25 protein-coding genes are annotated in these 26,532 nt (G+C 63.0%); 13 read left to right on the top strand and 12 right to left on the bottom strand.

Features of this window, described 5'->3' with window-relative positions; translation table 11 throughout:
• Positions 1 to 26: 26 nt before the first annotated feature.
• The 4 genes from BKP54_RS20235 to BKP54_RS20220 all read right to left on the bottom strand — a co-directional run bounded on the left by BKP54_RS20235 (position 27) and on the right by BKP54_RS20220 (position 4,056).
• Positions 27 to 368: a hypothetical protein gene (locus BKP54_RS20235; protein ID WP_128090456.1), complete on the bottom strand. Its 342-nt coding sequence runs from the start codon at positions 366 to 368 to the stop codon at positions 27 to 29.
• A 255-nt stretch (positions 369 to 623) separates the two neighbouring features.
• Positions 624 to 2,228, bottom strand: a complete 1,605-nt coding sequence (locus BKP54_RS20230) for a 5-guanidino-2-oxopentanoate decarboxylase (protein ID WP_057204248.1) — start codon at positions 2,226 to 2,228, stop codon at positions 624 to 626.
• Entirely contained in the window at positions 2,225 to 3,415 is a 1,191-nt protein-coding gene (locus BKP54_RS20225; RefSeq protein WP_025425856.1) for a pyridoxal phosphate-dependent aminotransferase, read from the bottom strand. Before BKP54_RS20225 ends, BKP54_RS20230 begins: the two co-directional genes overlap by 4 nt.
• A 17-nt stretch (positions 3,416 to 3,432) precedes the next feature.
• Positions 3,433 to 4,056: a TetR family transcriptional regulator C-terminal domain-containing protein gene (locus BKP54_RS20220; RefSeq protein WP_025425855.1), complete on the bottom strand. Its 624-nt coding sequence runs from the start codon at positions 4,054 to 4,056 to the stop codon at positions 3,433 to 3,435.
• 285 nt (positions 4,057 to 4,341) lie between these two features.
• Here BKP54_RS20220 and BKP54_RS20215 point away from each other — a divergent pair, with 285 nt between their 5' ends.
• The 8 genes from BKP54_RS20215 to BKP54_RS20180 all read left to right on the top strand — a co-directional run bounded on the left by BKP54_RS20215 (position 4,342) and on the right by BKP54_RS20180 (position 12,196).
• Positions 4,342 to 5,115, top strand: coding sequence for an ATP-binding cassette domain-containing protein (locus BKP54_RS20215; RefSeq protein ID WP_025425854.1), 774 nt, complete (start codon positions 4,342 to 4,344; stop codon positions 5,113 to 5,115).
• Between the two features lie 37 nt (positions 5,116 to 5,152).
• Positions 5,153 to 5,935, top strand: a complete 783-nt coding sequence (locus BKP54_RS20210) for a transporter substrate-binding domain-containing protein (protein ID WP_025425853.1) — start codon at positions 5,153 to 5,155, stop codon at positions 5,933 to 5,935.
• Between the two features lie 59 nt (positions 5,936 to 5,994).
• Positions 5,995 to 6,720 carry an ABC transporter permease gene (locus BKP54_RS20205; RefSeq protein WP_025425852.1) on the top strand — a complete coding sequence of 242 codons (726 nt, stop codon included), beginning with the start codon at positions 5,995 to 5,997 and terminating at the stop codon, positions 6,718 to 6,720.
• Positions 6,717 to 7,541 carry an ABC transporter permease gene (locus BKP54_RS20200; protein WP_057204250.1) on the top strand — a complete coding sequence of 275 codons (825 nt, stop codon included), beginning with the start codon at positions 6,717 to 6,719 and terminating at the stop codon, positions 7,539 to 7,541. Before BKP54_RS20205 ends, BKP54_RS20200 begins: the two co-directional genes overlap by 4 nt.
• 1 nt (position 7,542) lies before the next feature.
• Positions 7,543 to 8,712, top strand: a complete 1,170-nt coding sequence (locus tag BKP54_RS20195; RefSeq protein ID WP_025425850.1) for a M20 aminoacylase family protein — start codon at positions 7,543 to 7,545, stop codon at positions 8,710 to 8,712.
• Positions 8,713 to 9,038: 326 nt separating this feature from the next.
• Positions 9,039 to 10,442 carry a cytochrome ubiquinol oxidase subunit I gene (locus BKP54_RS20190; protein ID WP_025425849.1) on the top strand — a complete coding sequence of 468 codons (1,404 nt, stop codon included), beginning with the start codon at positions 9,039 to 9,041 and terminating at the stop codon, positions 10,440 to 10,442.
• Complete coding sequence (cydB, locus tag BKP54_RS20185) at positions 10,432 to 11,436, top strand: cytochrome d ubiquinol oxidase subunit II (RefSeq protein WP_025425848.1); 1,005 nt, start codon at positions 10,432 to 10,434, stop codon at positions 11,434 to 11,436. The genes BKP54_RS20190 and cydB overlap by 11 nt, the downstream gene beginning before the upstream one ends.
• A 442-nt stretch (positions 11,437 to 11,878) precedes the next feature.
• A complete protein-coding gene (locus BKP54_RS20180; RefSeq protein ID WP_025425846.1) occupies positions 11,879 to 12,196 on the top strand; it encodes a chorismate mutase family protein in 318 nt (105 codons plus the stop codon).
• A 9-nt stretch (positions 12,197 to 12,205) separates the two neighbouring features.
• Here BKP54_RS20180 and galE read toward each other — a convergent pair whose 3' ends face one another.
• The 3 genes from galE to mscL form a co-directional block, all read right to left on the bottom strand.
• Positions 12,206 to 13,228: a UDP-glucose 4-epimerase GalE gene (gene galE / locus BKP54_RS20175; RefSeq protein ID WP_025425845.1), complete on the bottom strand. Its 1,023-nt coding sequence runs from the start codon at positions 13,226 to 13,228 to the stop codon at positions 12,206 to 12,208.
• Positions 13,229 to 13,514: 286 nt separating this feature from the next.
• A complete protein-coding gene (locus tag BKP54_RS20170) occupies positions 13,515 to 14,681 on the bottom strand; it encodes a pyridoxal phosphate-dependent aminotransferase (protein ID WP_025425844.1) in 1,167 nt (388 codons plus the stop codon).
• Positions 14,682 to 14,938: 257 nt separating this feature from the next.
• Complete coding sequence (gene mscL, locus BKP54_RS20165; protein ID WP_025425843.1) at positions 14,939 to 15,367, bottom strand: large conductance mechanosensitive channel protein MscL; 429 nt, start codon at positions 15,365 to 15,367, stop codon at positions 14,939 to 14,941.
• 271 nt (positions 15,368 to 15,638) lie between these two features.
• Between mscL and BKP54_RS20160 the strand changes: the two genes are divergently transcribed.
• Positions 15,639 to 19,142, top strand: coding sequence for a PAS domain-containing hybrid sensor histidine kinase/response regulator (locus tag BKP54_RS20160; protein ID WP_025425842.1), 3,504 nt, complete (start codon positions 15,639 to 15,641; stop codon positions 19,140 to 19,142).
• A 125-nt stretch (positions 19,143 to 19,267) separates the two neighbouring features.
• On the opposite strand, the gene BKP54_RS20155 is transcribed toward BKP54_RS20160, so the two are convergent.
• Both BKP54_RS20155 and BKP54_RS20150 read right to left on the bottom strand, forming a co-directional pair.
• Positions 19,268 to 19,918: a response regulator transcription factor gene (locus BKP54_RS20155; protein ID WP_025425841.1), complete on the bottom strand. Its 651-nt coding sequence runs from the start codon at positions 19,916 to 19,918 to the stop codon at positions 19,268 to 19,270.
• A 75-nt stretch (positions 19,919 to 19,993) separates the two neighbouring features.
• On the bottom strand, positions 19,994 to 20,413 hold the full coding sequence (locus BKP54_RS20150) for a hypothetical protein (RefSeq protein ID WP_025425840.1): 420 nt from the start codon (positions 20,411 to 20,413) through the stop codon (positions 19,994 to 19,996).
• 122 nt (positions 20,414 to 20,535) lie between these two features.
• Here BKP54_RS20150 and BKP54_RS20145 point away from each other — a divergent pair, with 122 nt between their 5' ends.
• Positions 20,536 to 20,883 (top strand): DUF952 domain-containing protein, encoded by a 348-nt coding sequence (locus BKP54_RS20145; protein WP_084814757.1) that lies wholly within the window; start codon positions 20,536 to 20,538, stop codon positions 20,881 to 20,883.
• Positions 20,880 to 21,968 carry a quinone-dependent dihydroorotate dehydrogenase gene (locus tag BKP54_RS20140; RefSeq protein WP_025425838.1) on the top strand — a complete coding sequence of 363 codons (1,089 nt, stop codon included), beginning with the start codon at positions 20,880 to 20,882 and terminating at the stop codon, positions 21,966 to 21,968. The genes BKP54_RS20145 and BKP54_RS20140 overlap by 4 nt, the downstream gene beginning before the upstream one ends.
• Here BKP54_RS20140 and BKP54_RS20135 read toward each other — a convergent pair.
• The 3 genes from BKP54_RS20135 to BKP54_RS20125 form a co-directional block, all read right to left on the bottom strand.
• A complete protein-coding gene (locus tag BKP54_RS20135; RefSeq protein WP_084814751.1) occupies positions 21,944 to 23,302 on the bottom strand; it encodes an MATE family efflux transporter in 1,359 nt (452 codons plus the stop codon). The genes BKP54_RS20140 and BKP54_RS20135 overlap by 25 nt on opposite strands.
• Before the next feature lie 343 nt (positions 23,303 to 23,645).
• A complete protein-coding gene (locus BKP54_RS20130) occupies positions 23,646 to 24,149 on the bottom strand; it encodes a CAP domain-containing protein (protein WP_084814750.1) in 504 nt (167 codons plus the stop codon).
• A 2-nt stretch (positions 24,150 to 24,151) separates the two neighbouring features.
• Positions 24,152 to 24,418 (bottom strand): DUF6460 domain-containing protein, encoded by a 267-nt coding sequence (locus tag BKP54_RS20125; protein WP_057204256.1) that lies wholly within the window; start codon positions 24,416 to 24,418, stop codon positions 24,152 to 24,154.
• Between the two features lie 424 nt (positions 24,419 to 24,842).
• Here BKP54_RS20125 and BKP54_RS20120 point away from each other — a divergent pair, with 424 nt between their 5' ends.
• Both BKP54_RS20120 and BKP54_RS20115 read left to right on the top strand, forming a co-directional pair.
• Positions 24,843 to 25,781 (top strand): class I SAM-dependent methyltransferase, encoded by a 939-nt coding sequence (locus BKP54_RS20120; protein ID WP_025425834.1) that lies wholly within the window; start codon positions 24,843 to 24,845, stop codon positions 25,779 to 25,781.
• 107 nt (positions 25,782 to 25,888) lie between these two features.
• The gene (locus BKP54_RS20115) at positions 25,889 to 26,524 is read left to right on the top strand and encodes a YitT family protein (protein ID WP_025425833.1); all 636 of its coding nucleotides are present in this window, start codon (positions 25,889 to 25,891) and stop codon (positions 26,522 to 26,524) included.
• Positions 26,525 to 26,532 lie beyond the last annotated feature (8 nt).

The following is a 26,532-nucleotide window of genomic DNA, read 5'->3' as shown; positions in this document are numbered from 1 at the left end:
ATCGCAGCGATCATCGTGCCCGAATATCAGCAATCACCAGAGGCGCGCGGAGGCGCACGGATTTGCGGGCCGCGGTTCGACAAACCATCGGCGAAGGGGGTACGGCCGAAAGCGAGGTCTTCGCCGGACGGCTCGAAAGCAAGAAACTGGACCGACGCAAGCAGCATCGGCACCGCGCCGTCGCCGGTCGCGGATTTGCCATCCTTGCGTTCGGCGGTAAAGCGCAGATCCGAAACCGGGGTGGCGCGCGAAATCTGGCGCGCGGCGGGGTGATCCGAAGGAACGGTGTCAGGCGCGGAGAAATTGCCCGCCTGCTGTTCGGCTGAAAGACGCGAGGAGAAGCCCTGCCCGACGACGATCAGCTGCATGGCGAGCGAGGCACAGAAGAGCCACAGCACGGCGATTAGCCGGCCGGCAAACTTGCCTCTGTTGCCACCACACACTGGGTCCATTCGGGACGCCGCCCCTTCCTCGGCGCTTGGCGCCTGAAAGTTCAATTCAGCCGGAATGCAACAAATCTAGCCGAAGAACATGGCCGGAATCGAGCACGAGGCGCTCTTAACACCATTGCGGGCGCGAAATGTCAAATTTCGCGCCGCTCAAACGGTGACATGATTTGCAGGTTACGCGGTTGCGCCGCTGGTTTTCACCTGATGAATCTCGATCAGCGACGGCCCGCTGCGCGCGACGGCATCCGCAAGTGCCCGCGAAAGGTCAGTGACCGACGTCAGCCTTTCCGCCTCGATGCCATAGGCCTTGGCGGCGAGGATAAAGTCCGGCGCAGACGGCCTCACACCCTCCGGCGTCACACCGGAATCGATCATGTAGGACTCGATCTCCTGATAGCCGTCGTTGTTCCAGACGAGGAAGATCACCCGCGCTTGGACATCGACGGCAGAACCAATCTCGGCAAGCGAAAACTGGAAACCACCATCGCCGACAAGGCAGACGACCGGCCGCGACGGGTCGGCCACGGCAGCACCGACGGCTGCCGGCGGCGCGTAGCCCAATGCCCCGTACCCCGTCGCCGAGTTGAACCAGCTGCGCTGGCGCGGCGCGTCGCAATAAAGGTTGCCGGCGTAGACGGCCTGAGTGGAGTCACCGACGATGGTGCAGTCCGGCAGCGCCTTGTAGACCGCATCGATCACGGCAATCTCGGCCCGCATCTTCGCCGTCAGCTCCTTCAGCGCCGCCTTACGCGCTACCTCGGCGCGGGCCGCTCCATCCTTCGGCGCATGTCCCGGCAGGAAAGCCAGAATGCTCGCCGTCGCCGTCTTGGCGCCGGAGAGGATCGAAAGTGCGGCATGCGGACCGCGGGCCAGCTGTGCTGCATCGATGTCGGTACGGATCAGGTTGCGCAGCACCGGGAACCCGCCATCGGCATACATGTCGTAGTCGGTCTGGCCCATCTCAGTGCCAAGCGCCAGCACGAGATCAGCCTCCTTGAGCAGCGATCGCACCGCCTTGAGGCTGGGGCTTGCCGGAACGCGCAGCGGGCTGCCGGCCAGCATGCCGCGCGCATTCACCGTCGTGACGACGGGCGCGCCGATCTGCTCGGCAAGTGCCCTGACCTCCGCCTCGGCAGTCAGAGCGCCGCCGCCGCAGATGATCACCGGGCGGGTCGCGTCGGCGCAGAGGATCGCGGCGCGTTGTAGCGTCTCGCTGTCGGAGCGCGGACGGGTCGCGGCGGCCGAGCGGATCGTCTTCGGCTCGATCCGTGCCGTCATGACGTCGGTCGGGATCTCGATATGCACCGGCCCTGGCCGGCCGGACAGCAGCACAGAGAAAGCCCGGTCGACGACAAAAGGCAGGTCGTCGGGATTGAGCAAGGTGTGCGAATAGAGCGCCAGCGTCTTGATCATGCCGTGCTGGTCGGGAAGCTCATGCAGCAGCCCGCGACCGTGCCCAAGCGAATCGCGACGATTGACGCCTGAAATTACCAGCATCGGGATCGAATCCTGCCGGGCCTGCGCCATGGCGGTGATGGTGTTGGTCAAGCCCGGTCCGGTGATGACAAGGGCGACGCCCGGCTTGCCGCTGACGCGGGCATAGCCATCGGCCATGAAGCCGGCGCCCTGCTCGTGACGGGGGGTGACGTGGCGGATCTTCGATGCCGCCAGGCCGCGATAGAGCTCGACCGTATGAACGCCCGGAATACCGAACACCACCTCGACGCCATTGGCCTCGAGCAGATCGACCAGGGCTTCGCCTACTGTTTTCGTGGTCATGCGCGGCGCTCCTGACGCAGTGTGGCGCGCTCGGCAAGCACGGTGATGCGACGGCAAGCCTCGTCGATGTCCTTGTCGGGCACGGTCAGGCTGACGCGCAGAAAGTTCTGCGCCTCGTCACCGAAGGAGGATCCCGGCATCACCGCGACCCCCTCTTCCTCCAAAAGCGCCCAGGCGAAGGCTTCGCCGGTCATGCCGGTGGCCGACACGTCGATCAGCGTGAACATGCCAGCCTCCGGTGGCAAGACCAGGATGCCTGGCGCATTGGCGAGGCCCTCGACGATGCGGCGCGAGCGAGACTTGTAGGTCTCGCGCATCCGCCGCGCCGTATCGATGTCATGCGTCAGCGCGTAAGCCGTCATATCGGCAATGAACGGCTGCACGCCGAACAGCATGGTTTCCGACACCGGCAGAAGCCTATTGGTAAACTCCTCCGGCCCGACGGCCCAGCCGCTGCGGAAGCCTGGCGCTGCATGCGACTTGGAGATCGACGACACGACGATAGTGCGCTCGGCCAGATCCGGATTGTCGAACGGAGAGGCAAACACGGCGTCGAACACCAATTCCTCGTAGACCTCGTCGCAGACGATCCAGAGATCGTGGCGGCGCGCGACCTCGCCGATCTCGGCGATTTCAGCCGCGGTCAGTACGGCCCCGGTCGGATTGTGCGGCGTGTTGAGCAGCAGCACCCGGCATTCCGGCGTGATCGCCTTCTCGATATCGGCGGCCTGCATGTGAAAACCAAACTCCGGCTTCAGCGGCACCAGCACGTGATGGGCGCCCGTCGACTGGATGACGCCCTCATAGGTGGCGTAGAGCGGATCGCCGACGAGAACGGCATCGCCGGCCTCGACCAGGCCCAGCATGACGCCGAAGAGCGCCGTCTGCGTGCCCGGGAAGCACATGACGTTTTCGGTGGTGACATCGGCGCGGCGACGGCGGTACTTCTCGACGAGCGCCGCCACGACCGCATGCTCGCCGCGGCCGTTGGAATAACGATAGCGACCGGCATTCATGGCACGCTGGCATTCATCGAGCAGAGCGCGGTCCGGCGGCACGTCCGGCTCGCCGATCGTCAGCTCGATGATATCGGCACCACTCGCCTTCAGTTGCCGCGCACGGATGTGCAGCGACCATTTTCCCGAACCGAGGTCGGCGAGGCGTTCGGTGATCGATGCATAGCGCATGGTGTTTTCTCCCGTTTTCATTGTTTGTCACTGCCAATCGAGGTGCCGAGCAGCGCCTCGACCGAGGCCATGGCGATGGCGACCAGTTCGCCTTCCCGAAACAGATCTCCCGCCAGGCACCCTTCGATCCACAGGCCGTCGACGAGGCCGTTGATCGCGATCGCGTAGGCGCGGCAGGTTTCCGCGTCGGCCGGTTTGTTCTTCACCGCCAAGAAATCGGCAAGCAGGTCCTGCAGCGTGTTGCGAAAGGTCAGGTAGCCGTCCCGGTGGATTTCGGCGAGGATCGGGTCGACGCGGACCTGGCTGATGAAAGCCGCCCAGAGCGAGATGCTGCGGCTGTCGGCGACCGGCTCGGTCAGGTTGATGGCGATGAAGTCCCTCAGCCGCGTTTCCGGGTCGCCTTCGACATGGGCGGCCTTGTCGGTCAGCGACGCGATCACCGCACGGTAGGCCTCGGCGACCATCTGGTCCTTCGATTCGAAATAGTGCCGGACCAGCCCAGCCGTCACCCCGGCGCGGATAGCGATCTGGCGCACTGTCGCACCCTTCAGGCCGAATTCGGCGATGCAATCGAGCGTCGCTTCGATCAGCTCCTGGCGGCGTTCTCCTTCAGGGGCCCGGTGAAACGCGCGACGATTCATGCCGTCATCCGTGCCATCATCCGCGCACGGGGGTCGGCGAACGGGTTCGTCAAATCCTTCGAGCGGAACGGATGCATGGGAGCTCCTTCAGGGAAAATCGGGCACGCGGCGGGCGATAAAAAAACGACGATACGTGTTATTATACGCTTGAACAATAGCGGCACAAGTGCAACCATGCCTGCCAACAAAGACCGTGACAAGCCAAAGATGCTGCACGGAAAGACGACAGGGGAACTGTTTCATGCCTTCACGGAAAGCTCGCAGAGCCATTGGATCGGCGCGTCGATGACGGATGCGGCCCAGGCAATCGCGGTCACTGACCTGCACAAGCGTTTCGGGCCATTGGAAGTGCTGAAGGGAGTTTCGCTCACAGCGAAACAGGGCGACGTCATCGCCATCATCGGCGGCAGCGGCTCCGGCAAGTCCACCTTCCTGCGCTGTATCAACATGCTGGAACTGCCGTCCGCCGGCACTGTCAGCGTACACGGCGAAAAGATCCGGATGAAACCGGACGGCCGCGGCGGACTTGTCCCGGAAGACCGAAAACAGGTCCAGCGCATCCGCAGCCAGCTCGGCATGGTCTTCCAGAGCTTCAATCTCTGGCAACACATGACAATCCTCGAAAACGTCATCGAGGCGCCGATCCATGTGCTCGGCAAACCGAAGGCCGAGGTGATCGCCACCGCCGAATCGCTGCTCAAGCGCGTCGGGCTCTATGAAAAACGCGATGCCTATCCGGCTTTCCTGTCGGGCGGTCAGCAGCAGCGTGCCGCCATCGCCCGCGCGCTCGCCATCCAGCCGCTGGTCATGCTCTTCGACGAACCGACCTCGGCGCTCGATCCTGAACTGGTCGGCGAAGTGCTCTCGGTGATCGGCGATCTCGCTCGCGAGAAGCGCACGATGATCCTCGTCACCCACGAGATGAAGTTCGCGCGCGACGTCGCCAATCACATCATCTTTCTGCACAACGGCGTCATCGAGGAACAGGGCTCGCCTGAGGCCATCTTCGGCGCGCCTAGATCCGAAAGGCTCAAGAAGTTCATCAGCTCCATTCACTGAATTCAACAATGCTCAACAACCAAAAAAGGGGAACAGCATGAAGAAGACATTGAAAGTCCTGGCGGTTGCGGCCGCCATCGCCGTCAGTGGCGGCATCGCCGCTTCGGCGGAAGCATTGAAGGTCGGCGTCGCCGCCGAGCCTTACCCGCCCTTCACTGCGCCGGATGCGAACGGCAACTGGGAAGGCTGGGAAGTCGAGTTCATGAAGGCCGTCTGTGCCGAGGCGAAGCTCGAATGCGTGCTGACCCCCGTCGCCTGGGACGGCATCATCCCGGCGCTGACCTCGAAGAAGATCGACATGATCATGAGTTCGATGTCGATCACCGACGAGCGGCTGAAGACGATCGACTTCTCCGACAAGTACTACAACACACCGACCGGCGTCATCGGCACCAAGGGCGTCGACTTCAAGCCGACGCCTGAAGGCCTTGCTGGCAAGACGATCGGTGTCCAGGTCTCGACCGTGCACCAGGCCTATGCCGCCAAGCATTTCGCCTCGGCCGGCATCGAGGTCAAGGAATACCAGACGCAGGACGAGGCCAACAACGATCTGGCCGCCGGACGCGTGGACGCGGTCCAGGCGGACGCGATCGCGCTCAAGGCCTTCCTTGCGACGGACCAGGGCAAGGAGTGCTGCGACTACAAGGGTGATGTGGCCGAGGACGTGGCCGTGATCGGCCCGGGCGTCGGCGTCGGCCTGCGCAAGGGCGAGACCGAACTCAAGGACAAGCTCAACACCGCGATCAAGGCGATCCGCGACAACGGCACCTACGACACGTTCTCGAAGACGTACTTCGACTTCGACATCTACGGCAAATAAGGCGCAACCGGCCGGCAGCCCTCGGGCTGCCGGCCGGTGCCTTCGGAGGTCGAAGACGCATGGCATCGGATTCTATCGTCAACTGGAGCCTGCTCGCACTGTCCGCACCCGGTTGGGGCGGCGTGCTGCTGCAGGGTTTCTTCAACTCGATCCAGATCGCCGTCGGCGGTTTTGCGCTCGGCATGGCGCTCGGCGTCGGCGGCGCCTTCGGCAAACTCTATGGCGGTCCGATCCTGCGTGACCTGCTCGAATGCTACACCACGGTCGTCAGGGCCGTGCCCGAGCTGGTGCTCATCCTTCTGCTCTACTACGCCGGCACCGATCTGTTGAACCAGTTGCTGGCGCTGTTCGGCATCGGCCCGGTCGACATCAGCGGCCTGATGGCCGGCATCTTCGTCATCGGCGTGGTTCAGGGCGCCTATTCGACCGAGGTGCTTCGCGGCGCGATCAAGGCGGTTCCGGCCGGGCAGATCGAAGCCGCCCGCGCCTATGGCATGTCGCCCCTGAAGGTGCTGCGGCGTGTCACCTTGCCGGCCATGCTGCCCTACGCCATCCCGGGCCTTTCCAATCTGTGGCTGATCGCCACCAAGGACACGGCGCTTCTGGCCGTCGTCGGCTTCAGCGAACTGACGCTCGTCACGCGCCAGGCGGCGGGCACGACCAAGGCCTATCTGTTGTTCTTCCTTGCGGCCGGCGCGCTCTATCTGGCGCTGACGCTCATCTCCAACATCTTCATCGGCATGCTGGAACGACATGCGAGGCGCGGTTTCGCGGAGCAGCGATGACGGATCAAACCACCCACGCCATCGCCTTCACGCCCGAGGACCTGCCGACCGCGCGCAGTTTCTTCCAGCCGCATCGCATCGTGATGATGCTGGTCTTTGCCGCGTTCGTCGTCACCGTCGCCGTCTTCATGCGCTGGGACTGGTTGCCGCGCTACCTGCCGCGTCTCGGCTGGGGCATTCTCATCAGCCTGGTGATGCTGTTCAGCACATCGATCCTCGGCTTCCTGCTCGCCGTACCGATCGGCCTGGCGCAGGTGACCGGCCCGTGGTTCTTCAAGTTGCCGGCAAAGGTGTTCTGCACCGTCATTCGCGGCACGCCGCTGCTCCTCCAGCTTTGGCTTCTCTATTACGGGCTCGGCTCGCTGTTCCCGCAGTTTCCTGCCATCCGCCAATCCTTTCTCTGGCCGTATCTGCGCGAAGCATGGCCCTATGGCGTCGCGGCGCTGACGATATCCTTCGCAGCCTACGAGGGCGAAGTGATGCGCGGCGCTTTTGCAGGCGTTCCCGCCGGCGAACTGGAAGCTGCCAAGGCCTATGGCATGAGCCGCTGGACGATGTTCCGCCGCATCTGGCTGCCGCGCGCCATCCACCGTGCCCTGCCGACGCTCAATGGCGAGGCAGTGCTGCAGCTGAAATCAACGCCGCTGGTGGCGACGATCACCGTCGTTGACGTCTACGCGGTGATTTCGAAGGTCCGCCAGGAAACGTTCCTGACCTACGAGCCGCTGCTGCTGCTCGCGCTCATCTACATGTGCCTCACCGGCATTCTGGTGGTGGCCTTCCGCACGTTCGAGAATCGCATACCAACCCGTGGTGCATGACATGAAGCTTTCCTCCTCCATCGACAACGCCATGCCGGACCTCGTCGCCATCCGGCACGATCTGCATGCCCACCCCGAACTCGGCCTGGAGGAGACGCGCACCTCCGCCTTCATCGCCCGGCACCTCGCCGAACTCGGCTACGAGGTGACGACGGGGCTTGCCAAGACCGGCGTCGTCGGGACGTTGCGCAATGGCAGCGGGTTACGTTCGATCGGCATTCGCGCCGATATCGATGCGCTTCCGATCCTTGAGGAAACCGGCCTCGGCTACGCCAGCAAGACACCGGGGCTGATGCATGCCTGCGGCCACGACGGCCACACGACGATGCTGCTCGGCGCGGCACGCGCCCTTGCCGAACGCCGCAATTTCGATGGCACCATTCACCTGATCTTCCAGCCGGCCGAGGAGAATTTCGGCGGCGCCAAGATCATGATGGACGAAGGGCTGTTTGAAAAATTCCCCTGCGACGCGGTCTTTGCGCTTCACAACGAACCGGGCCTGCCCTTCGGGCAGTTCGCTTTGCGCGAAGGGCCGATCATGGCGGCGGTCGACGAAGCGCGGATCACCGTGCACGGACGCGGCGGCCATGGTGCCGAACCGCAGGACACCGCCGACCCGATCGTCTGCGGCGCTTCGATCATCATGGCGCTGCAGTCGATCGTCTCGCGCAACATTCACCCGATGGATCCGTCCGTCGTCACCGTCGGCGCCTTCCATGCCGGCTCCGCCAGCAACATCATCCCGGAGCGCGCCGAGATCGTCGTCGGCATCCGGTCCTTCGACCCCGCCGTGCGCGACGAGCTGGAGCGCCGTATCCGCATGATCGCAGAGGCGCAAGCCGCAAGCTTCGGCATGCGCGCAACGGTCGACTATCTGCGCAGCTACGACGCGACCATCAACCACAAGGCAGAGACGGATTTTGTCCGCGATCTTGCCGTCCGCTTTGCCGGTGCCGACAAGGTGATCGATCTCGCCCGCCCGTTCATGGGCAGCGAGGACTTCGCCTACATGCTGCAGGAGCGGCCGGGGACTTACTTCTTCCTCGGCTCGAAAGTGAGCGGCGAGGAGAAGCCGCTCCATCATCCCGCCTACAACTTCAACGACGATCTTCTGCCCGTCGGCGCCGCCTTCTGGACGGAGCTTGCGGAAGCCTATCTGCCGACGCGCTGAAAACGGCGACACAACACCAAGCGCCCCCATGTGCTCGTGCCATCGATGACCGGCGCGCCCGCTCCCTTTTGCCGCAAGCGCGACATTGCCGCAGTGTGACAACGTGGCGGCCGGCCCATCATTGACCTTTGGCAATTTTGGCTCAGATTCAATCACATGCTGAAATTCGGGTGCAACCACAGGATTGGCCCGGCCCGAAAGGCACCGCGTAACGCCTTAGGTCGGAAACGATCCGAGGCCGAAAGTGCGCAGCAGACCAGAGAGCTGCAGTGAGCCTTGCGCGTCCAAATGGACACGCGGCGCTGCACGTCTGAAAGGATTGTGCCGTGTTTGAAAATTTCGATGCGACGATACTTGCCCGCATCCAGTTCGCCTTCACCGTCTCGTTCCACATCATCTTCCCCGCCTTTTCGATCGGGCTTGCGAGCTACCTTGCGGTGCTCGAAGCGTTGTGGCTGTGGAAGAAGGACGAGGTCTATCTCGAGCTCTTCAATTTCTGGAAGACGATCTTTGCCGTCGCCTTCGGCATGGGCGTCGTCTCCGGCATCGTCATGTCCTACCAGTTCGGCACCAACTGGAGCGTCTTTTCCGACAAGGCAGGGCCGATCATCGGGCCGCTGATGGGCTACGAGGTGTTGACCGCCTTCTTCCTCGAGGCGGGGTTCCTGGGCGTCATGCTCTTCGGCCTCAACCGCGTCGGCCCGAAACTGCATTTTCTGGCGACTGCCATGGTCGCGATCGGCACGCTGATCTCGGCCACCTGGATCCTTTCGGCAAATTCGTGGATGCAGACGCCGAGGGGCTTCGAGATCAATGCGGTCGGCCAGTTTGTGCCGGTCGATTGGTGGGCTATCGTCTTCAACCCGTCCTTTCCCTATCGCCTGGTGCACATGGTGCTTGCCGCCTATCTGACGACCGCCTTCGTCGTCGGCGCCTGCGGCGCCTGGCACCTCATCCGCAAGACGGCGCCGCGCCGGGCGCGAAAGATGTTCTCGATGGCGATGTGGATGGCGGCGATCGTTGCGCCGATCCAGATCTTTGCCGGCGACATGCACGGCCTCAACACGCTGGAACATCAACCGGCCAAGGTGATGGCGATGGAAGGCCACTACCAGAGCCACCCGGACGGCGCGCCGCTCATCCTCTTCGGCATTCCCAATTCCGCCGAAAAGCGCGTCGACTACGCCATCGACGTGCCGAAGCTGTCGAGCCTCATCCTCAAGCACGATCTCAATGCGCCGCTTGCCGGCCTCGACACCATTCCCGACGAACTGCATCCGCCTGTTGGTATCATCTTCTGGTCGTTCCGCGTCATGGTCGGCCTCGGCTTCGCCATGCTCGGTATCGGGCTGTGGAGCCTGTGGTGTCGGTATCGCGGCACGCTTGACAGCAATGCCTGGCTACACCGTGCAGCAGTCCTCATGGGCCCGGCCGGCTTCGTCGCCGTGCTTGCCGGTTGGATCACCACGGAGGTCGGCCGCCAGCCCTATACGGTCTACGGCCATCTGCTGACGGCAGACTCGGTCGCACCGATTGCGGCCCCTGCCGTCGGCGCTTCGCTGCTGGCCTTCATCATCGTCTACTTCTTCGTTTTCGGCGCAGGCACTTTCTACATCCTGCGGCTGATGGCGCGGCTGCCGCGTGATCCGACGCCGGATCTCGACGAGGGGCCGATCCGCACGGCCGGTGCCGCCCTCGCCAACCCCCATGGAGGTCATCATGGACATTGATCTGCCGCTGATTTGGGCCGGCATCATCGCCTTTGCGGTGCTCGCCTATGTCATCCTCGACGGGTTCGACCTCGGTGTCGGCATCCTTTTCCCGTTCTTTCCGCAAAAGCATGATCGCGACGTGATGATGAACTCGGTCGCACCCGTCTGGGACGGCAACGAGACCTGGCTCGTGCTGGGCGGTGGCGGCCTGATGGCGGTGTTCCCGCTCGCCTACGCCACCATCCTGCCGGCACTTTACGCGCCCATCATCGCCATGGTCATCGGCCTTATCTTCCGTGGCGTTGCCTTCGAATATCGCTGGCGCACCAAGCGGGCCGAGTATCTCTGGAACTGGGCCTTTGCCGGCGGCTCGATGCTCGCCGCATTTGCCCAAGGCATCACGCTGGGGGCGCTGGTTCAGGGCATTCCGGTTGAGAACCGGGCCTATACCGGCGGCTGGTGGGACTGGTTGACGCCATTCTCGATCATGACCGGCATCGCCGTCGTCGTCGGCTATGCACTGCTCGGCGCCACCTGGCTTGTCATGAAGACCCATGGGGATCTGGCGGAGCGGGCTCGCAGCCTTGCCCTCAAATGCTCGTTCGGCACAATCGCCGCCATGGGCATCGTCAGCCTGTGGACGCCCTTCCTCGAACCGCTCTATCTGCAGCGCTGGTTCGGCTGGCCGACGGCAATCTTCAGCATCATCGTGCCACTGCTGGTGCTCGGTTGCCTCTATCTTCTGATAACCGGCATCAGGACCCGTCATGACACCCGGCCGTTCCTTGCCGCGCTGGGGCTGTTCGTGCTCGGCTATGCCGGCATCGGCATCAGCTTCTTTCCCTATATCGTGCCGCCATCGCTGACGATCTGGGATGCGGCGGCACCTGACGCCAGCCTGTCGTTCCTGCTTGCCGGCGCGCTGGTGCTGGTGCCGATCATCCTTGCCTATACCGGCTACGCCTATTGGGTCTTCCGCGGCAAGATCGACCCGGAGGAGGGCTACCATTGAAAAGCGAAACGGGAACCGGTCGCAAGCTTCTGTGGTTTGTCGGCCTCTGGTGTGCGGGCGTGGTGACCGTCACCGTCGTCGGCCTGATAATCAAGCTGATGATCGGCACCTGATCATGATGGTTCGGTGACAGGGCATAAAGCCTCGCTCAAGCTTGGCGGGTTAGCTTTTCCCAACACGTCAGCAGGCGATCGCCGCGGACGGAGACAGGACCGCACCCTCCTCCCTCGCCAAGCGATCGCCTGCTGAGGTGACCACCAACCCGGTGGCACCTGGTGATTACGGTCCCGGTGTCACCTCGTGATCACCGTTCCGCTGACACTGGGACCGTGCGACCCTGTTGCCTCTTCTCAGATCCCCCGCCGTTTGTTAGCAGTGCGCCGCAAGAGCGCCGCGTGCCCCTGCGGGCGCAAGGCATCCCTGCCGCAACCGGACGAGACAGATGCAAAAGACCCCAGCCGAATGCACTGATATGGCCGATGTGCGCGCCGAGATCGATCGGCTCGATCAGGCGCTGATGGCGCTTTTCGCCGAGCGCTGGGGCTATATCGACCGCGCCGCAGAGATCAAGCGGCCGCTGAAGCTGAAGGCCGATATCCCGGCGCGGGTCATGGAAGTGCGCGAGAATGCCCGCAAGAATGCCGAGAGCCAGAACCTGGACCCGGATTTCTACGAGGAGATCTGGGCACGGCTGATCAACCACGCGATCGCGCATGAACAAAAGATACTGGGCGAAACGAGCGACGATCAAACGCCCTGATCGAGGGCCTCAGACCAATCGCATCTGCGGGCGTGGCAGGTCGTAGCTGTTCTTGCGTGAAAGATGCTCTTCCCAGGCGAAGGCGCTCTCTACGATCTGGTCAAGACTTGCATGGGCCGGCACCCATCCAAGCTTCAGCCGTGCGAGCGCGGGATCGGCAACGATGCGAGCGATATCGCCCGGTCGCCGCGGCCCATGCTTAACCGCAATGTCACGGCCAGAGATGCGCCTGATGGTGTCGATGACCTGCAACACCGAAAAACCCTCGCCGTAGCCGCAATTGCTGATCAACGGCTCGCCACCGGCCCTGAGATAGGCAAGCGCACGCATGTGGGCTTCGACGAGGTCGGCCACGTGGATGTAATCGCGGATGCCGGTGCCGTCGGGCGTGGAATAATCCGTGCCGTAGATATCGACCTTCGGCCGCTTGCCGAGCGCGGCTTCACAGGCGACCTTGATCAGATGGGTTGCGCCGGTCGTCGACTGACCTGTCCTACCCAGGGGATCGGCGCCGGCGACGTTGAAATAGCGCAGCGCCACATAGCTGAAATCGTGGGCTGCAGCGGCATCCCGCAGGATCAATTCGGCCATCAGCTTCGATAGCCCATAGGGGCTTTCGGGGTGGAGGGCTGTCGTCTCGCGCACGGGTTCCGCGCCGTCCTGGCTGCCATAGACGGCCGCCGTCGACGAGAAAACGAAACCGCCGATCCCCGCTTTCACGCCGGCCTCTATCAGCGTACGCGTGTTGCCGGTGTTGTTTTCGTAATAGGCAAGCGGGTTGGCAACCGATTCAGGAACGATCGCCGAACCGGCGAAATGCACGACCGCATCGATGCTGTTCTCGTCGAAGATGCGTGCCAGCAATACCTTGTCGCCGACATCGCCACGGTAGAAACGCGCCTCTGATGGCACGGCCCAGCGGAAACCGGTCGACAGTCGATCGAGCACGACCACATCCTCGTGGGCGTCGAGCAACGCCCACGTCATGTGGCTGCCGATATAGCCGGCACCGCCCGTTACCAACACAGCCATTTACTGCTTCCCGTTCCCTGGAACATAGGAGACAGCAAAACCCACAGATGCTTTCGGAATAGGTAAGGGCCGCACGTCTGCGCGGCCGCGGGACCACAATTCCTTGGTGTAGAGTTAAGAAATAGTCACGCCGAAAGGTCGGCGGGGCACTTACAGCGCCGCGCGTCAAATCTGACGCGCTAAGGACGCTGTAACATTCTAAACTTGCTGCATAATTTTTGCCTTAAATCTATCCTGATTTAAGGAATTATGCAGGAGCGCACGCCGACCTAAGCGATGGCGACCGTTACCGACCGAGAATGTAATTTTGCAGGCGGTGTGCCGCTTCCGCGACCTGCGCCGGATCACGCAGGAAGCAGGCGCGCATGAACAAGGAGCCGCCATCGCCGAATGCGGTTCCCGGCGCAAGGCCAACGCCTGTCTTGTCGACGATGTCGATCGCCGCAGCGCGCGAATCCGTGACGCCGTCGATCTTGAGGAACGTATAGATCGCACCGTCCGGCTTCAGCGTTTCGACCCGATTGGTGGCGATCAGCGCGTCGCACAAGAGGTCACGGCTCTGTGCGGCCTTGGCAATGTTGGCGTCGACGAAAGCATCGCCCTCTTCCAACGCCACGACGGCGCCGCGCTGCATGAACTGCGCCACACCTGAGGTTGCATATTGCACCAGGTTTTCAAGCACCTGGCCGATTGCCGGCGGGGCGACGATCCAGCCGACGCGCCAACCGGTCATCGACCAGTTCTTGGAGAAGGAGTTGACGAAGATGATGCGCTCGTCGTCGTCCATCACATCAAGGAAAGAAGGCGCCCGGCCGCCTGCGTAGTGATAAAGCGCATAGATCTCGTCGGCGACGATCCAGAGGCCGTGCTTGCGCGCCAGCGCCAGAATGGCGCGAAGATCGTCATGGCTGGCGGTCCAGCCGGTCGGGTTGGACGGCGTGTTGATGAAGAGAGCCTTGGTCTTCGGACCGATTGCCGCTTCGAGCCGCTCGTGATCGAGCTGCCACGTGCCGTTTTCGAAGCGGAGCTCAACGGAGACGGGCTTGACGCCCGACAGCTCGGCAGCCGCGGCAAAATTCGGCCAAGCCGGGGTCAAAAGCACCATCTCGTCGCCCGGCGAGGTGATCGCCTCGATCGAAAGCTTGATTGCCTGCATGCCGGAGCCGGTGACATAGAAATGCTCCGGTGACAGGGTCTTCTGGAACCGGCGCTGGTAATAGCGCGACAGCGCTTCGCGCAGTGGCGGGATGCCGCGCTGCCAGGTGTAGAAGGTTTCTCCGGCGAGCAACGCTTCGCTGGCGGCCTCGGAAATGAAGGTCGGGGTCGAAAGATCGCCTTCGCCGACCCAGAGCGGGATCAGACCGTCGCGCCCACGGGCATAGTTCACGACCTCGACGATGCCGCTTTCCGGCGCCGAGAGTGCACGGGGACTGAGGGTGGTGATGATGGTCATCGACGGGCTCCTGGATCACGTTTTTGATTTGGTCGGGTTGGCTCGACCCAAATCAAAAACGTGATCGATTTTCATGAGTTAGAGCGGGATGCGGGCGGAAAACCGCCCACACTTTTCCTGATCCCGCTCCGGATCGCCCGTCGCTTCTAGCCGCTTTCGCAGCGGCGATCACGCGACTTTATCTGACCGGTTTATTGATTTCTGTGATGTTTCGCGGGCTTCGGTCGACGACGCCGGAGCCCGCGGGAAGAGGAAACTCAGGCGCGCTGCTTCAAGAGATCGCGGATTTCCGAAAGCAGCCGGACATCTTCCGGCGGCGGAGCGGCCGGCTCGGATTCCTTCTGCTTTTCGACCGATGCACGCACGCGGTTTACCGCTTTGATCATCAGGAAGATGATCCAAGCGAGGATCAGAAAGTTGATGAGGACAGTGATGAAGTTGCCATAGGCGAAGACGGCGCCCTGTTCACGGGCAGCGGCAAGAGACGTCGCCGTCACGTTGGCCGAGAGCGGCAGGAAGTAGTTGGAGAAGTCGAAACCGCCACCGGTGAGCGCACCGACAACGGGCATCACCAGGTCTTCGACGATCGACGTGACGATCTTGCTGAAAGCGGCGCCGATGATCACACCCACCGCGAGATCCATCACGTTCCCGCGGGCAACAAACTCTTTGAACTCATTCAGCATACGTCTCTCCGTATTATCCCCGTTGAAAGCGACCGCTGGCGCTGTCCCGCGCTGCAACCGTTTACGGAAACTAAACCAAAGCGGGCAGGGGGGAAACCATTCTTTGCCTTTGATCAAATCGTATGCAAGCGAGTTGCCCGATTGCGATCGCCCGCTGACGACACCGGCGGGCCGCGCGCTTTCTTCAACGCCGCCTTGAACTTAAGACTGATGCCGAGGCAATTCTCAACCTCTTGCAGTTGGCCTATGCTTGCCCCCGGAGGAATGAGGCATGCTCTCGGGTTCGGTCATCTTCGCCTCGGCCTTCGCCTATCTGCTGCTGCTTTTCGCAGTCGCAAGCTACGGCGACCGGCGGGCCAGGAAAAAAAGCACTGCGGTCAACGGCAGGCCGCTGGTCTATGCGCTGAGCCTTGCGATCTATTGCACGTCCTGGACCTATTTCGGCGGCATCGGCCTTGCGGCCGAGCGTGGCCTCGAGTTCACCGGCATCTATATCGGCCCGATCCTGATGTTCACGCTTGGCATGCCGCTGATCCGCAAGATCATCCGGCTTGCCAAGACCGAGAAGCTGACATCGGTCGCCGACTTCATCGCCGCCCGCCATGGCAAGAACCCGGCGGTGGCGGCGATCGTTGCGCTGATTTCGCTGGTGGGCGCCGTGCCCTATATTGCGCTGCAGCTGAAGGCGATCTCGAGCTCGGTCGCGGCGATGATCAACACCAGCGACTATGGCATCGGCGCCGGGCAAAGCTTCATCGACCTGCCGCTCCTCGTCACCCTGTTCCTCGCCTGCTTCGCCATCGTCTTCGGCACCCGCCATACGGATGCAACCGAACACCAGGACGGCCTGATCCTCGCGATCGCGATGGAATCGGTGGTCAAGCTGGTGGCGCTGATCACCGCCGGCCTCTACATCGTATTCGTGATTTTCGACGGGCCGACGCATCTGTGGACCCTCGCCCAGCAAAGCCCGGCGGTCGAAAAGGCGCTCTCCTACGAAACGCCGATCGCGCGCTGGATCCTGCTGATCGTCACCTCGGCCTTTGCGATCATCATGCTGCCGCGGCAGTTTCATGTCACTGTCGTCGAGAACCGCACCGAAGGCGAGTTGCGCACCGCCGGCATTCTCTTTCCGCTCTACCTCGTCGCCATCAACCTTTTCGTTCTGCCGATCGCCATTGCCGGCATCCTGACCTTCTCGGGATCCGGCGACGCCGACCTCTACCTGCTGACGCTGCCGCTCGCCAACGGCCTGCCGCTATTGACGCTGATTACCTTCATCGGCGGTTTTTCGGCAGCGACGGCCATGGTCATCGTTGCCTCCGTGGCGCTGTCGATCATGATTTCCAACGACATCGTCATGCCAGTCTTCCTGCGCCGCAATCTCGGCCAGCGCGGCGGGCTGCAGGAAAATCTCGCGGGCACACTGCTCAATATTCGCCGCACGGCGATCTTCGTCGTGCTTTTGCTCGGCTATGCCTATTACCGTTCGGCCGATATCAGCGCCGGCCTCGCCTCGCTCGGGCTTCTCTCCTTCGTTGCCATTTCGCAGATGGCACCTTCTCTGCTCGGCGGCCTGGTCTGGCGTCAGGCCAATGCCCGCGGCGCCATCTGCGGCATGGTCTCGGGCTTCTTCGTCTGGGCCTATCTCCTGTTCCTGCCGAGCCTCGGCGGACCGGATAATTCGCATGTCGCAACGACGGTCCTCAGTTTCCTGCTACCCTTCACCGAGGTCTTTTCCGGCACTGACGCCGATCCTCTGGTCAACGCCACCGCGCTCAGCCTGCTCGTCAATCTGACCATGTACGTGCTCGCCTCGCTGACCCGGGCACCCAAGCCGCTCGAACGTTTTCAGGCGGGGGTCTTCATCACCCGGCGCTCGCGCAGCGAGAGGGCGTTTCGCGGCCGAAAGACCAAGATCACCGTCCGCGACCTCAAGGCGACGATCGCCCGCTATATGGGCGACGAGCGCATGCAGCGTTCGTTCCATACCTATGAGCGCCAGTCCGGCCGCTGGCTCGACGACAATGCGCCCGCCGACATGGCGCTGGTGCATTTTTCCGAGCAGCTGCTCGGCAGCGCCATCGGCTCGTCCTCGGCCCGCCTCGTGTTTTCGCTGGTGTTGCAACGGGTCGACGACACCTCGTCGGATACGGCCTGGCTGCTGGACCAGGCAAGCGAAGCGCTGCAGTACAATCAGGACATGCTGCAGACCGCGCTTTCGCAGATGGACCAGGGCATCGCCGTCTTCGACAACGCCAACAACTTGATCATCTGGAACCGGCGTTTCCGCCAGCTGCTCGACCTGCCGGAAGCCGCCGGCCAGGTGGGTTTCCCGCTTGCCGACATCGTCGCGATCCTCACCAAGCGGGGCGATATCCGCAAGGAGGACGAGAAGCGGCTGATCGCCAACTTCCTGACGCTCGACAAGCCATTCCTGATGGAGCTTGGAAACGGCCAGCAGATCATTGAAGTGCGCACCAACGCAATGCCCGACAAGGGTATCGTCACGACCTACACCGACATCACCCAGCGGGTCGCCGCCGACATGGCGCTGAAGCAGGCAAACGAGACGCTCGAGCTTCGGGTGGCCGAGCGCACCGGCGAACTGACCCGGGTGAACCACGAACTCGCCGAGGCTCGCGCCGCCGCCGAAGAGGCCAATATCGGCAAGACGCGCTTCTTTGCCGCCGCCGGCCACGACATCCTGCAGCCGCTCAACGCCGCCCGGCTCTACTCCTCCTCGCTGGTCGAACGCCTCGGGGAATCGGACAACAGCACGCTGGTGGAAAACATCGATTCCTCGCTGGAATCGGTAGAAGCCATTCTTGGTGCCGTTCTTGACATATCCCGCTTGGACACCGGCGCGATGAAGGCGCGCCTGCAGTCGGTCCCGCTCAACGACCTCTTGCGCCGGGTCGAGACGGATTTCGCGCCGATGGCACGGGCGAAAGACCTCGAGCTGGTGGTGATGCCGACGTCGCTGGTGGTGCGCACGGATCCGAACCTGCTCCGGCGCGTCGTGCAGAACCTGGTCTCGAACGCCGTCAAATACACGCTCCGAGGCAAGGTGCTCGTCGGCGTGCGCCGGCGCGGCAAGATGGCGACGATCGAAGTGCTGGATTCCGGCATCGGCATCCCGTCATCGAAGTTCCGCACCGTCTTCAAGGAGTTTGCGCGCCTCGACGAGGGCGCCCGCACCGCATCCGGGCTCGGCCTCGGGCTTTCGATCGTCGACCGGATTTCGCGGGTGCTTAACCATCCCGTCAGCCTGCAGTCCAAGCCCGGCAAGGGCACCGGTTTCAAGGTCACGGTGCCGCTCGATCCAACGGCGGGAGAACGGGTCGCCGTCCCGCCCGTGCCGACGACCAAGGCCAGCGAGGCGCTCAACGGCCTGCGCGTGCTCTGCATCGACAACGAGCCGCGCATCATCGAAGGCATGCGGGTGCTGCTATCGGGCTGGGGCTGCGTCGTCACGACGGCGGAATCGCTTAACGCCTGCACCGAGATGTCGACGTCCACGCAGGAGCGTCCGCACGCCATCATCGCCGACTACCATCTCGACGACGGCACCGGCATCGAGGCGATCGCGCGCATCCGGGCGCTGTTCGGCGACAACATACCGGCTTTGCTCGTCACCGCCGACCGGTCGCCGGAAGTGCGCGGCGCGGCGGAGCGCGACGGCGTCGGCCTGCAGAACAAGCCGGTGCGGCCAGCCGCCATGCGGGCATGGCTGACCCAGCTCTCGACGGCGGCAAAGACGGCTGCGGAATAGTCGCTAATGCGGTGTCGCGCATAAAGCGCGCTGCGTTCTTTTAGGAACGCTTTTCGAACTCAAAGCGCTGGTTCCGTCGCATGTCGCGATCGCAAAACCGGGTGCCCACTTTTGCGCGGGATGCTCTAGGCCGCCGCCACAGTACCGATCTTCGAAAGCTGGATGACGGCCTGCGTGCGGCTGTCGACGTTGAGCTTCAACAGGATCGCCGAGACATGCGCCTTGATGGTCGCCTCGGAAACCCCGAGCTCATAGGCGATCTGTTTGTTGAGCAGGCCCTCGCCGAGCATGCTCAGAACGCGCGATTGCTGCGGCGTCAAGGTTTGCAGCCGCTGCAGGAGATCGGCGACCTCCGGCTCGTATTCCTGCCCCTGCTCGTAGCCGGCCGGCACGAAGACTTCGCCGGCCATGACTTTCTCGATGCCATCGCGGATTTCCTCGATCCCCGCCGATTTCGACAGGAAGCCGGAGGCGCCGAGATCGAGCGCCCGGTGGATCGTCGCCGGGTCGTCATGTGCGGAAACCACCATGACCGGCAGGCTTGGAAATTCGGCGCGAAGGGCGATCAGGCCCGACAGGCCGCTGACGCCGGGCATGGTGAGGTCGAGCAGCATCAGGTCTGCGTCGGGACAATCGGCGGCGGCCTTGCGCGCGGCAGCGAAGTCGCCGGCTTCGACGATGGCAGGCGCGCCGGCCATGCCGCTCAATGCCTGCCGCATGGCGCCGCGAAAGAGCGGGTGGTCGTCTGCGATGATGATGGTCATGTCCGGCGTCATGTCGCTCCCTCCCAAGAGCTTCGGCTGCAGCCCGCGTCCCCACGCCGGTTGTAGCCGCACAGTCCGTCCGACCCGTCAGGTCTTCTGCGGCGACGTTCCGTCGCTGCTGCCTTCAAGATCCTTCACGATATCCATGAACTTGCGCATCATTCTTTCCATGATGCCCATTGTCCGGTCAATCTCTTCGTCGGTCGGAAGGTCCGGTTTTGCGACGGCCCCACCGGATTTAGCGGCCTTTTCCAACGCTTCCACCCGCTTGGTAAGGAGATCGATCTCCAATTCGAAAGCCGTGCGCTCATCGGCAGCCATGCGGCAAACGAGCTGACCGTCTTTCTCCTGGCAGAGCGAGACCTCGCCGGTCTGGGTGTCGAGCCGGGCAATGCCGGTGTCCGACTTCTGCATGGCGTAGCGACCGGGCGCCGGTTCCTGGGCGCGTGCGCCTGCGGCAAGGCCGAGGCTGCCGCCTATAAGCATGACTGCAATTGCTCTTCTCATGATTTCCTCTCCGTTGCGGACATACGGGCGGAAATCCGCCGGTGAAAGATCTTCAGCAATGGACAATCGCCGATATTTGCGGCAAGGCCACGACAGGATATCACGACGGACAAGCGGGCATCATGAGCTCAATCATATACAAGATCGTTCCGGCCGCACTATGGCAGGAAGCCAAACGCACCGGCCGTTTTGATGGCGCGCCCATCGACCTCGCGGACGGCTTCATCCACTTTTCGACCGGCGAGCAGGCGATCGAAACCGCCGCCCGCCACTTCGAAGGGCAGGAAGGCCTGCTGCTGGTGGCGATCGATGGCGATGCGCTCGGCGAAGAGCTGGTCTATGAGCCGTCACGCGGCGGTGCCCTTTTCCCGCATCTCTACGCACCGCTGTTCCTTTCGGCCGTCCTGTGGGAAAAGCCGCTGCCGCTCGGCGCCGATAGCCTTCACGTCTTCCCGGAACTCGAGGCATGACCAATCCCTTTGCCAATCTTGCCCGCCGCGGCCTTTTCCTCTTCGATCCGGAGGCAGCCCACGGACTGTCGATCAAGGCACTGAAGACCGGCCTCGTGCCGAGCTGTCCGTCCAGACAGGACAAGCGGCTTGCCCAGACCGTTGCCGGTATTGCCTTCCCCAATCCGCTCGGCATGGCAGCTGGATACGACAAGAATGCCGAGGTGCCGGAAGCGCTTTTGAAGATCGGCTTCGGCTTTACCGAAATCGGAACGGTGACGCCGCGTCCGCAATCGGGCAACGACAAGCCGCGCATCTTCCGCCTGGTGGAAGACGAAGCGGTGATCAATCGCCTCGGCTTCAACAATGAGGGCCACGGCGCAGCCCTGGCCCGCCTCAAGGCCTGCTCGCGCGACGCGCTGATCGGCGTCAATATCGGCGCCAACAAGGACAGTGCCGATCGCATCGGCGACTATGTCAGCGGCATCCACACCTTCTACTCCGTCGCCAGATATTTCACCGCCAACATCTCCTCGCCGAACACGCCCGGTCTTCGCGACCTGCAGGCGCGCGAAAGTTTGGCGACGCTGCTTTCGGCCGTGCTTGCCGCGCGCGACGAGGAAGCCTCGCGCAGCAACAGGCGCGTGCCGGTCTTCCTCAAGATCGCTCCCGATCTGACCGAGGAAGGCCTGGATGACATCGCGGCCGAAGTGCTCGCCCAAGATCTCGACGGGCTGATCGTCTCGAACACGACGCTTTCGCGCGATGGCCTCAAAGACCAGGCCCAGGCGAAGGAAGCCGGCGGCCTTTCCGGCAAGCCGCTGTTCGAGAAATCGACGGCCGTTCTTGCCCGGATGCGCAAGCGCGTCGGCCCGGCCCTGCCGATCATCGGTGTCGGCGGCGTCAGTTCGGCCGAAACGGCTGCAGAGAAGATCCGCGCCGGCGCCGACCTGGTCCAGCTCTATTCCTGCATGGTCTATGAAGGTCCGGCGCTGCCCGGCCGGATCGTGCGCGGGCTTTCCGAGCTCTGCGATCGCCAGGGCCTGACATCGATCCGCGACCTTCGTGACAGCCGCCTCGACTACTGGACCGAACGAAAGGTCTGACCGGCCTTTGCCGGAATTCTGGCGAGCAGGAACAGGCCACGCATCAGCAGGAACAGGTTGAGCCCCGCCCATAGGCCGTGATTGCCGAAGGCGGGGACAAGGATCCCCAGGGCGGCTATGTATCCGACCAGGGCTGCCAGCATCATGTTGCGCATGTCGCGCGACCAGGTAGCGCCGATGAAGACCCCATCCATCAGGAAGGCGAGCGCGCCGGTCATCGCCGTCAGGGCCGCCCAGGGCAGATATTCGTAAGCGACCATGCGAACGTCTTGCGCCGTGGTCAAGAGATCGACCATCCCGCGGCCGAAAAGCAGGAGCGCCATCGTCGTCAAGGCGGCGAGACCGAGCGACCATGCCATCGTCAGCTTCAGTGCCCGATCGAAAGCCGGACGGTAATGGGCACCGATCGAACGGCCGATCAGTTGCTCGGCCGCATTGGCAAGCCCGTCGAGATAATAGCCGGCAACGAGAAAAATGGTCATCAGCACCGCGTTCGCCGCCAGCGTCACCGGGCCGAAAGCTGTGCCGATCCGCGTTATCAGCGCGAAGGCCGCGACGAGAACGAAGGACCGGATCATGATGTCGCGGTTGAGCCCGAACAGCGGCCGGAGCCCTTCGCGGTCGAAGATCATCGCCCAGCTCGGCGCGTCCGTCCTGTCGAAGCGGCCATAGACGATGGCAAAGCCGACCAGAGCGCCGATGACCTCGCCGGTCACGGTTGCGATCGCGACACCGGCGACACCCCAGCCCAGGATCAATCCGAGTAGGATCGACAGCACAATGTTGACCCCGTTGATCAAAGCCTGCAGCAACAGCCCGGTCGTGCCCTGGCCGCGCCCGAGCACAAAGCCGAGGATAGCATAATTGGCAAGTGCCGCCGGGGACGAGAGGATGCGACAGAGGAAATAGGTGCGCGTAACAGCTTCCACTTCTGCCGGTGGGTCCATCAGCCAGAGACCACCGGCGAGCAAAAGCGGCGACAGGGCGACAACCGTAACACCGGCCGCAAGCGCGATCACCAGCGAGCGCCAGAACACGGCCTGCTGTTCGCGCCGGTCACCCCGACCATAGGCCTGCGCGACAAGGCCCGTCGTGGCGGCGCGCAGGAAATTGAAGGTGGTGAAGATCAGGTCGAAGATTATCGCCCCGACAGCAAGTCCGGCCAGCAGCGTCGCCTGGCCCATGCGGCCGACCACCGCGGTATCGACGAGGCCGAGCAACGGCGTGGTCAGAAAGCCCAGCGTCATCGGCAGCGCAATCGCCAGGATCAGCCGGTGGGTGACCTCAAAGGGGCCGGCGGTTTCGGTCTGCGCGGCGGGAGAAATGGCGGTCATCGAACGGTCCAGGGGAATGAGTGCGTGACGACCGTTTTAGGGAAAGATCATAGGCGGGCGCAAGAGACTGCGGTTGGTGACAGCAGTCGATACCTCAGCGCCACGATGGCCCCTCACCCTAACTCTCTCTCCGCTTGCGGGGAGAGAGGACGCACACGGGCGACAGATGTCGAATGCCTCGTAGGTTTGCAGGCAAGATTGGAGCTGCCGGCAAGCCCGCGGGAAAACGCAACGTCCCGATGGAAGGCAAAACGGTAGAGCGTCGTCCCTTCTCCCCGCCCGCGGGGAGAAGGTCCGGGGGGATGAGGGGCGGCCTCGAACGCGGTGACAGAGAAACGAGCGATCAGCCCGCCAGCACCATGGCCCAATAGGGCCGGTTGCCCGAAGCGGCGTTTTGCGCCACGGCCACGCCGAGACCACGATAGTTGCCAAGCATGCTTTCCAGATGCTTCGGCGATTTGTACCAGGCGTCATAGGCGCGTTCGGCGTCGTCCTGGCCGACAGCGATGTTCTCGGCAGCCGGAAGGACCACGCCCTGGCTCTTCATCCTGTCGTAGAAACTGTCGTTCCAGCCGATCAGGTGCTGCATCTTGCCGACCTTGGCCATTCTCGCCGCCTGGCTCATGGCCGCAGCGGAAGCCGCCTTGTCCGCCACCAGCGGCGACAGGCCCTTGTTCTTGCGCAGGACGTTGACATAGCCGAGGCTCGCCGCGGTCTGGTCGCTGCCGGTGCCAGTTGCCGGCGACAGCACGTTGGATGTGGTGCAGCCGGCGAGAGCGCCAAGCGAAAGCACGGCACCGGCGCGCAGAAAGCCGCGGCGCTCGATGAGGAAAAGCTGATCCTTCATGCTCAACGCCGGTAGCTCATGACACGCAGGATGACGAAGGCGGGAATGACGATCGCAGCGCCCAGCAGCAGATAGTCGCCGACCCGGCCAAGGGCGGAGAAGCCCGTGTGCCAGAGGTCGAGCAGGAAGTTGCGGATGCCGAAATAGATGTCGGCGGGATACCAGCCGAAAACGGTCATGACGAACCCGACCAGGATCGACACCACGACGAGCTTGACGAGGACGCGCAGCGGCGAATCCCCCAAGAATTTGTTCACTCCGTCCGACATCGGCGAAATACTCCTGTTTCCCTTCACATAAGCTGCCATTCGCACCCTCGCAAGTCACCGGAAAAGGCGGGCTTATACCAACCTGCGCTGATATTGACCTATTGCGCCGGAGCGATTTTGGTTTCCGGCAAGGAGAAAACCGGAACCGGACCAAGTGGTCCGGTGAGGATTATCGACGCTATCCGGAGGCCAAAAGCGCCCGGCCCTTCGGGTGGGCCGTCTGTCGGCCAGCGGCAGCGTCGCAATCCTCGACCGATGCCAAGGCATCGCTCTTGCGGTATGCTCCTCGCCGGATGACCGCAGACGGTCCCACGCAATAGGTCAATATCAGCGCAGGTTGGTATTATGCCCGGTTTTCAGATTCCGCTTGTGTTTTGCCCGGTCCGGCGTCAGAAGCGCTGATCGCAACCAACATCTCACATTGATGACGCTCAACCAGCTCTCCTCCGGCGACCTGATCGCCGATCGCCGCGCCGACTACGCAAAAATGCTTGCCGAGGCCGGCGAGCCCGAGAGCGCGGCCGATCTCATGGCCCAGGCGCTCGAGCGTGTCCCGGAATGGGCTGCCGGCTGGTTCCGGCTGGCGGACTATGAGGAAAAATCGGGCCGGAAAGAGGCGGCGATCGACGCGCTGCGCAAAACCTTGCGCCTCAATCCGAAAGACATTTTTGGCGCGGGGCTGAAGCTGGCGCTGCTCGGCGCGACCGAGATGCCGGAACAACCGCCGAGCCTTTATGTCGAGCGGCTTTTCGATGACTACGCCGACCGGTTCGACCAGGCGCTCGTCGAGAAGCTCGATTACAGCGTGCCGGAAAAGCTCGCTGCGCTGATCGAGACGTCAACGGCCGGCGGGCATTTCGAGCATGTCGTCGACCTCGGTTGCGGCACCGGGCTCTTCGGCGAGCGCATCCGCGAGCGGGCGGCATTTCTCGAAGGCTTCGACATTTCCGCCAACATGCTGTCGAAGGCAGAGACGAAAGCCGTCTATGACCGGCTGGCGCGGGCCGACCTATCGCTGCCTCCGGAACAATCTGATGTCTTCGGGAATTTCGCGGCAGCCCGCGCCGATCTCGTCAGTGCCGCGGACGTGCTGATGTATCTCGGCAGCCTCGATGGCGTCGCCGAGATCGTCGGCAAGCTGCTTTCCGATGGAGGCCTGTTTGCCTTCTCGGTGGAGGATGCCGGCACGGACGATGGTTTCGTCCTGCGCCCGTCGCTGCGCTACGCCCATAGCGAGGCTTATATCCGCGAGCTTCTCCAATCCCACGGCTTGGAAATGGTGGCTGTCGAGCGCACGATCATCCGCATGGATGCTGGCCAGCCGATCTCGGGCATCCTGTTTTTGGCCCGCAAGCCTGCATAAAACGCAGGGCTGGTTCGCAAAATTACGTCAGCATTGCTGACATATTTTTCTTGATTGTTTTTGTGCGTTGCAGCATTGCTTGGCGCATCGCAATCGAGGTTTTTGCCATGGCTCTGAGCAGCAGCGTTTTCGGTCTTTGGAACACCAGCCCGACCCGGCACACGCCGATCGAGGACCTGCAGGGCATCTTCTCCGGCAGCCTGATCGCCGCGCTCGGCCTGTATTTCCTGGCAAGCGCCGGGTTGCTCACCGGCAGCACCGCCGGCGTCGCCTTCCTGCTGCATTACGCGACCGGCGTGAACTTCGGCCTCGCGTTCTTCCTGCTCAACCTGCCGTTCTTCTATCTCTCGCTGAAGAGGCTTGGGCCGGCCTTCACGGTCAAGACCTTCATCGCCATCGGCGTGACCTCGTTCCTGACTGACATCCAGTCGCGCCTGTTCCACATCGGCGATATCCACCCGGCCTGGGCGGCGCTGATCGGCGGCCTGCTTCTCGGCTATGGCCTGCTGGCGCTCTATCGCCACCGCGCGAGCCTCGGTGGCGTCGGCATTCTCGGCATCTACCTGCAGGAGCGTTTCGGCGTTCGCGCCGGGCTGGTGCAGCTTGCCATCGACATGGTCGTGCTGGTCGCCGCCTTCGGCGTGACGTCCCCCGCAGTGGTTGCCTGGTCGGTGCTCGGCGCTGTGGTCCTGAACCTGTTCGTGGCCATCAACCACCGCGCCGATCGTTACATCGCCCTGTAGAACATCAC

It is taken from the genome of Ensifer sp. 1H6, assembly GCF_001976035.1.
Lineage (GTDB): Bacteria > Pseudomonadota > Alphaproteobacteria > Rhizobiales > Rhizobiaceae > Ensifer > Ensifer canadensis.
Note: the sequence above shows the minus strand (reverse complement) of the source record. Positions and strands in the feature narration are given on the sequence as shown.

Excerpts from the sequence above, each read along its gene's own strand:
- BKP54_RS20235 (WP_128090456.1), bottom strand. The coding sequence starts at position 368 with ATGCAGCTGATCGTCGTCGGGCAGGGCTTCTCCTCGCGTCTTTCAGCC.
- BKP54_RS20230 (WP_057204248.1), bottom strand. The coding sequence starts at position 2,228 with ATGACCACGAAAACAGTAGGCGAAGCCCTGGTCGATCTGCTCGAGGCC.
- BKP54_RS20225 (WP_025425856.1), bottom strand. The coding sequence starts at position 3,415 with ATGCGCTATGCATCGATCACCGAACGCCTCGCCGACCTCGGTTCGGGA.
- BKP54_RS20220 (WP_025425855.1), bottom strand. The coding sequence starts at position 4,056 with ATGAATCGTCGCGCGTTTCACCGGGCCCCTGAAGGAGAACGCCGCCAG.
- BKP54_RS20215 (WP_025425854.1), top strand. The coding sequence starts at position 4,342 with ATGACGGATGCGGCCCAGGCAATCGCGGTCACTGACCTGCACAAGCGT.
- BKP54_RS20210 (WP_025425853.1), top strand. The coding sequence starts at position 5,153 with ATGAAGAAGACATTGAAAGTCCTGGCGGTTGCGGCCGCCATCGCCGTC.
- BKP54_RS20205 (WP_025425852.1), top strand. The coding sequence starts at position 5,995 with ATGGCATCGGATTCTATCGTCAACTGGAGCCTGCTCGCACTGTCCGCA.
- BKP54_RS20200 (WP_057204250.1), top strand. The coding sequence starts at position 6,717 with ATGACGGATCAAACCACCCACGCCATCGCCTTCACGCCCGAGGACCTG.
- BKP54_RS20195 (WP_025425850.1), top strand. The coding sequence starts at position 7,543 with ATGAAGCTTTCCTCCTCCATCGACAACGCCATGCCGGACCTCGTCGCC.
- cydB (WP_025425848.1), top strand. The coding sequence starts at position 10,432 with ATGGACATTGATCTGCCGCTGATTTGGGCCGGCATCATCGCCTTTGCG.
- BKP54_RS20180 (WP_025425846.1), top strand. The coding sequence starts at position 11,879 with ATGCAAAAGACCCCAGCCGAATGCACTGATATGGCCGATGTGCGCGCC.
- galE (WP_025425845.1), bottom strand. The coding sequence starts at position 13,228 with ATGGCTGTGTTGGTAACGGGCGGTGCCGGCTATATCGGCAGCCACATG.
- BKP54_RS20170 (WP_025425844.1), bottom strand. The coding sequence starts at position 14,681 with ATGACCATCATCACCACCCTCAGTCCCCGTGCACTCTCGGCGCCGGAA.
- mscL (WP_025425843.1), bottom strand. The coding sequence starts at position 15,367 with ATGCTGAATGAGTTCAAAGAGTTTGTTGCCCGCGGGAACGTGATGGAT.
- BKP54_RS20160 (WP_025425842.1), top strand. The coding sequence starts at position 15,639 with ATGCTCTCGGGTTCGGTCATCTTCGCCTCGGCCTTCGCCTATCTGCTG.
- BKP54_RS20155 (WP_025425841.1), bottom strand. The coding sequence starts at position 19,918 with ATGACGCCGGACATGACCATCATCATCGCAGACGACCACCCGCTCTTT.
- BKP54_RS20150 (WP_025425840.1), bottom strand. The coding sequence starts at position 20,413 with ATGAGAAGAGCAATTGCAGTCATGCTTATAGGCGGCAGCCTCGGCCTT.
- BKP54_RS20145 (WP_084814757.1), top strand. The coding sequence starts at position 20,536 with ATGAGCTCAATCATATACAAGATCGTTCCGGCCGCACTATGGCAGGAA.
- BKP54_RS20140 (WP_025425838.1), top strand. The coding sequence starts at position 20,880 with ATGACCAATCCCTTTGCCAATCTTGCCCGCCGCGGCCTTTTCCTCTTC.
- BKP54_RS20135 (WP_084814751.1), bottom strand. The coding sequence starts at position 23,302 with ATGACCGCCATTTCTCCCGCCGCGCAGACCGAAACCGCCGGCCCCTTT.
- BKP54_RS20130 (WP_084814750.1), bottom strand. The coding sequence starts at position 24,149 with ATGAAGGATCAGCTTTTCCTCATCGAGCGCCGCGGCTTTCTGCGCGCC.
- BKP54_RS20125 (WP_057204256.1), bottom strand. The coding sequence starts at position 24,418 with ATGTCGGACGGAGTGAACAAATTCTTGGGGGATTCGCCGCTGCGCGTC.
- BKP54_RS20120 (WP_025425834.1), top strand. The coding sequence starts at position 24,843 with ATGACGCTCAACCAGCTCTCCTCCGGCGACCTGATCGCCGATCGCCGC.
- BKP54_RS20115 (WP_025425833.1), top strand. The coding sequence starts at position 25,889 with ATGGCTCTGAGCAGCAGCGTTTTCGGTCTTTGGAACACCAGCCCGACC.